The following is a 4,426-nucleotide window of genomic DNA, read 5'->3' on the forward strand; positions in this document are numbered from 1 at the left end:
TTAGCTTATGAAATATGGGCTTGGTCGGGTGGATACCTTACAATAGATAGTCTTTCATTATTAATCTCTTTTTTCTCTAAAATAGAAAGCTCCTCTTTACTCAAAGGCTTTTTATTAAGCTTAGTCTTCTTAGGCTTGTATTGTGCAAAAGGATTAGAAGGAATAATTCCTTTTGCAACTGCTCTTAAAACAATCTTCTTAAAGTTTGAGATATACTTTATAGCCGTATTGTTAGAACATGCTCTAACAGTCTTTAAATAGTGTTCATATTCAAGGATAAACTCATGATCAAGTTCTCTGAACTCAATATCATCCTTATTGTAAATCTTTTTAATAAACTCTCCTACATGAGACCTTGCTGTTACATATCTCTCATAGGTACCAGGAGCATACTCTCTAGGAACTAGTTCCAAAATTTCTTCATTGTGCTTTTGAAACTCTACTAAGACTTTACTCTTATCAGACCCTTTACCTTGAACAAAGTCCATTAATACAGAGACTGTAATAGGTTGCCCACTACTTACAAGTTCTAATTTGTAATGATTAATCTTAGATACGATTGTATCCAATAGAAAATTAAGGGTTCTAGCATCTTCTTTCGTGCCACTTGCCCGACCTGCCCTCTGGTTCCATCTATTGATATCCCATTTTTGGCTAATGGAAGTCTCTCTAGCGATTCCATCTACAATGATTCTAAGGTAAACCATCCTTAAATCACCTCCGTCTCTTCCTTTTTTAAGGAAAAAACTAATTGATAAGCGTTTTTCTAGCATAATTCAACTGTTTAAAATTAGTAATAAATGTCGAATTAAAACACTCAAAAATCAAGATGTAAATCTCTTTAACCCCTTACTATCACTAGGATTTAGCTAATTTTTGTGGCGCAGGACAGAACATTCTCTCTGCGCCATGAATTAAGCGATTCCTTATGAGCATTTTTGAAAAAAATGCGATAGGGCTAAAAAAGAAAAAACCTATAATTCATTGAGAATCATAGGTTTTAAGCTGTTTTGATGACTTTTAAAAAGTTATCATTTATAATTTCGCGGAGAAAGAGGGATTCGAACAATCCCCATATCTTTTTATATACTAATAAGTTATATGGTTTTAATTAGATATGTTAACCTATTTGTAAGCCTTTTACTAACATAATAAAGATAATACAATTTTATAATTTAGTTTATCACTTACACTATAGATATAATATACATTCTCATCTATAATAAGTTTACCCATTTTATGATTTATATTTTTAAAGGCTGCTGCACTCATAAAGTATTTATCTGTTTTTATTATTACTGCCTGTAAAATATCCCAATGGTATAATAGTTCAATTTCATATTTAAATTCTTTAAGATTATTATGTAATGATTTTGATAGGTAGATATAAGATTCATATCCTTTAATTCTATCCTTAGTTATTTCTAGAGAAAATTCTAGCTCTTGATACTGTGAACCTAGCAAGAATGTATTATAGAGCTCATTCATAGTATTGAAATAAAAAACCACCATAAAATCTTATGATGGTTAAGTTAATGAGGTTAAAACTTATAAGTGTTTTACTATTTAAAATCTAATAGATAATATGTTCCTGAGTAATACCCATTCAGAGAATCAAATTCCCAAGTCTTACCATTAATTTTCACATAACCTCCAAGTTGTTTTTGACTACCTTGTATATAAAGAGTAAAATATTCAGTGTGTTTTGGTAATGTAAAGGTTACCTTATCTACATTGCTATATTTGAATTTATCAGCTAAATCATTGTCCATATTTTCTCCAAAAGGATCTGCTTCTAATGATGATGCTTTTCCTTTAGTAAGTATAATTTCAACATTGTTTAGGTTATTATTGCTACTGCTGTTATCATCACTTGAACAGCTTGTAATTACTACTGTAGAAAGTAATAATAAAAATAAAGGTATTAGTTTTTTCATTTTTAAAAAGTTTAATTATTAAAGTAAATTGTCATATATGACAACATTATAAGCTAGTTAATTGTTGAATATTTAGAAAGTATATTTATTTAAAATTTTTAGCTCTAGTAAAATGAAATAGAGTTAAGATAATTATCACTGTCTCCTGAAGATAAAAAGTCTTTCATCCCCCATACTTCAAATGATACTAGAGAATTTCTTACAAGAAGTATTACTGCTTTTACAGTACATTTATTACCTGTCAAAGGATTTATAGCTTGAAACTGTATTTCTCTACCATCATATTTTCCTTTCTTAATTTTAGAGCTAGAACCTGTAGAGCCACTATAGTCTAGTTTTCCTCTTACTGCATTATCTAATAAAGCATCTATAATTTGTTGTTTTTCTTTTTCACTCCAAGTTTTTTGAGCCTGTACATATTCACTATAATTAGGAATAACATTTTTAACTACAATAGCCATATATAAAGCATTTTCAGTTTTACCTGAATAAGTTAAATTACCTTGTAAAGCTCTGTATTCTGGAGTGCTAGGAAATGTTACAAAAATTCCATCTGTTACCTCTTTTTTGTTTTGGGCTACTACTGTACTTGAAGAATATAGTATCAAAAATAAGAGAAACTTGTTTAATATTATTTTTACTACTAATTTAAGCATATTAAAATCTAATTTATTTGAGAGATATTTTTATCTAATCTATACTATATATTAGGTATATCTAATTTCAATTTTTTAATTGTTTTTTCATTTAACCTATATGATATATATGGATATTCATATACTTGAATATCATTTTCTTGGAGTTTCTCTTTTCTTGGAGATTTATCTATCATAATCATATAATTAAATTTCTCATTAAAATAAGAATCAGTATTTATTCCTTTAAAATAACTTATTTCTAAATTATTAGTATTCCATACTAACTGCTCTGTATTATAATCATTCCAAGTATTATGTGTTTTAGTCTGATTTTTATCATAGTAGTAGAAATTTATATTCTCTTTGATAATTTTATCAGGTTCTCCATATTTTTGTATTAACATTTTTTCTATTTTCACAACTAAATCTTTGTGTAATGCTTGATTAAAAGTTTTTATACCTGTCTCTTTGGTTGCATCAACAAGCCCTCCTGAAGGATTAAATATTAATGTATTACTTACAAAGCCTAGAAAAACATTTAATTGTACAATATTACTAGTTCCATCAAATGCTTGTTGATTATATAAACCATAATGTTCTATAGAAGAGTTTCCTAATAATTGATTAAACTCTTTAGTATAAGCCTTGACAATTGTATTTTGATCAAATTCTTCTAAATTTGAAAGTATTGAAGTAGTAAGAAATTTAGTGTAAGGAATTTTTAATGTGTCATATTGTTGAATAAACTCTTTGTTACTCTTGCCTAAAACTAGTTCATCAATAACTGTTATATCTTTTTCACTCACATTATTACAAGCAAAAAAAAGTGTACTTATAGTACAAATTGATATTATTAATTTTAATTTCATATTTTATTTTTTTAGTTTGACTTATTTTGATTTTGAATATGTATTTACAAAAATAAGTTTTAAAAACAACCTATTAAAGTTAGTTTTATTAGTAAACAATTATTAATTTTTTAAATAACTACTAATTTGAATCTTCTTATTAATAAGAGAACTATAAATGTCAAAACACATAATATTAAATAGATATTAAATAAACTACCAAAAATAGAAGGTATATACACATTATAAAGAATTACTATATAATGGATGTTGTCTATATCAGTAGATGTTGAGAAGTTAGAATAATATTCTATTTCTGTAAAAGGTAGTGAAACATACAGGCTACCTCTATTAATAGATCTAACACTCTCATTGACTTCTCCAAAATGCACATAAACTAATAGTATTAAATAAGGAATACATAATCCCTTTAATAAGAATATTAAAAAACTATAAATCTTTTTTTTTTCTTATAACTATCTCCTTTTTTTCTTTCATATTTTGTTTTTATAAGATTATTGAGTTAATTACAATGTTGTCATATATGACATTAAGTTAAGCAAATATAAATCTTTCCTTGAGCTTGTCAAATATGTCAAGTATGAATAAAGAAGATTTATTAAAAAGTATTGGTAAAAATGTGAAACAGGCTAGAGAGTTAAAAGGCTTGTCTCAAGTAGAATTAGTAGGTTTAATGGAGGGGAATATTGATACTACTAATATTTCTAGAATAGAATCAGGTAGAACTAATCCTACTATTTTTACATTATATAGAATAGCTTCTGCACTAGAAATACCCTTAGAAAACTTAACTCAAATATAGCTATTGATACAAATAGCTATTATAATATATCTGCATATTTAATTCCTGCTAGAAGATAAGAGTATTTAGATAACTATTTAGGTAAAACACTCATTCTCACTAAAAATAAAATACACCTAAACTTGTAATTGTTCAGGTGTATGGACTTGGTAACTTAGCCTGGACATTAAGTTAAGCATA

Annotated in this window: 6 protein-coding genes; 1 reads left to right on the forward strand and 5 read right to left on the reverse strand. The window is 26.8% G+C overall.

What is annotated here, in order from left to right; translation table 11 throughout:
• Positions 1 to 5: 5 nt before the first annotated feature.
• The 5 genes from GJV76_RS15185 to GJV76_RS15205 form a co-directional block, all read right to left on the reverse strand.
• The gene (locus GJV76_RS15185; RefSeq protein ID WP_230381579.1) at positions 6 to 773 is read right to left on the reverse strand and encodes a phage integrase SAM-like domain and Arm DNA-binding domain-containing protein; all 768 of its coding nucleotides are present in this window, start codon (positions 771 to 773) and stop codon (positions 6 to 8) included.
• 370 nt (positions 774 to 1,143) lie between these two features.
• Entirely contained in the window at positions 1,144 to 1,488 is a 345-nt protein-coding gene (locus GJV76_RS15190; RefSeq protein WP_155093431.1) for a hypothetical protein, read from the reverse strand.
• Between the two features lie 74 nt (positions 1,489 to 1,562).
• Positions 1,563 to 1,937, reverse strand: a complete 375-nt coding sequence (locus GJV76_RS15195; protein ID WP_155093432.1) for a hypothetical protein — start codon at positions 1,935 to 1,937, stop codon at positions 1,563 to 1,565.
• A 104-nt stretch (positions 1,938 to 2,041) separates the two neighbouring features.
• Positions 2,042 to 2,593, reverse strand: coding sequence for a hypothetical protein (locus tag GJV76_RS15200; protein WP_155093433.1), 552 nt, complete (start codon positions 2,591 to 2,593; stop codon positions 2,042 to 2,044).
• Between the two features lie 44 nt (positions 2,594 to 2,637).
• Entirely contained in the window at positions 2,638 to 3,444 is an 807-nt protein-coding gene (locus GJV76_RS15205; protein WP_155093434.1) for a hypothetical protein, read from the reverse strand.
• A gap of 580 nt (positions 3,445 to 4,024) precedes the next feature.
• Between GJV76_RS15205 and GJV76_RS15210 the strand changes: the two genes are divergently transcribed.
• Positions 4,025 to 4,246, forward strand: a complete 222-nt coding sequence (locus GJV76_RS15210) for a helix-turn-helix domain-containing protein (RefSeq protein ID WP_155093435.1) — start codon at positions 4,025 to 4,027, stop codon at positions 4,244 to 4,246.
• Positions 4,247 to 4,426 lie beyond the last annotated feature (180 nt).

It is taken from the genome of Myroides albus, from assembly GCF_009711045.1.
GTDB classification, from domain to species: domain Bacteria; phylum Bacteroidota; class Bacteroidia; order Flavobacteriales; family Flavobacteriaceae; genus Flavobacterium; species Flavobacterium album_A.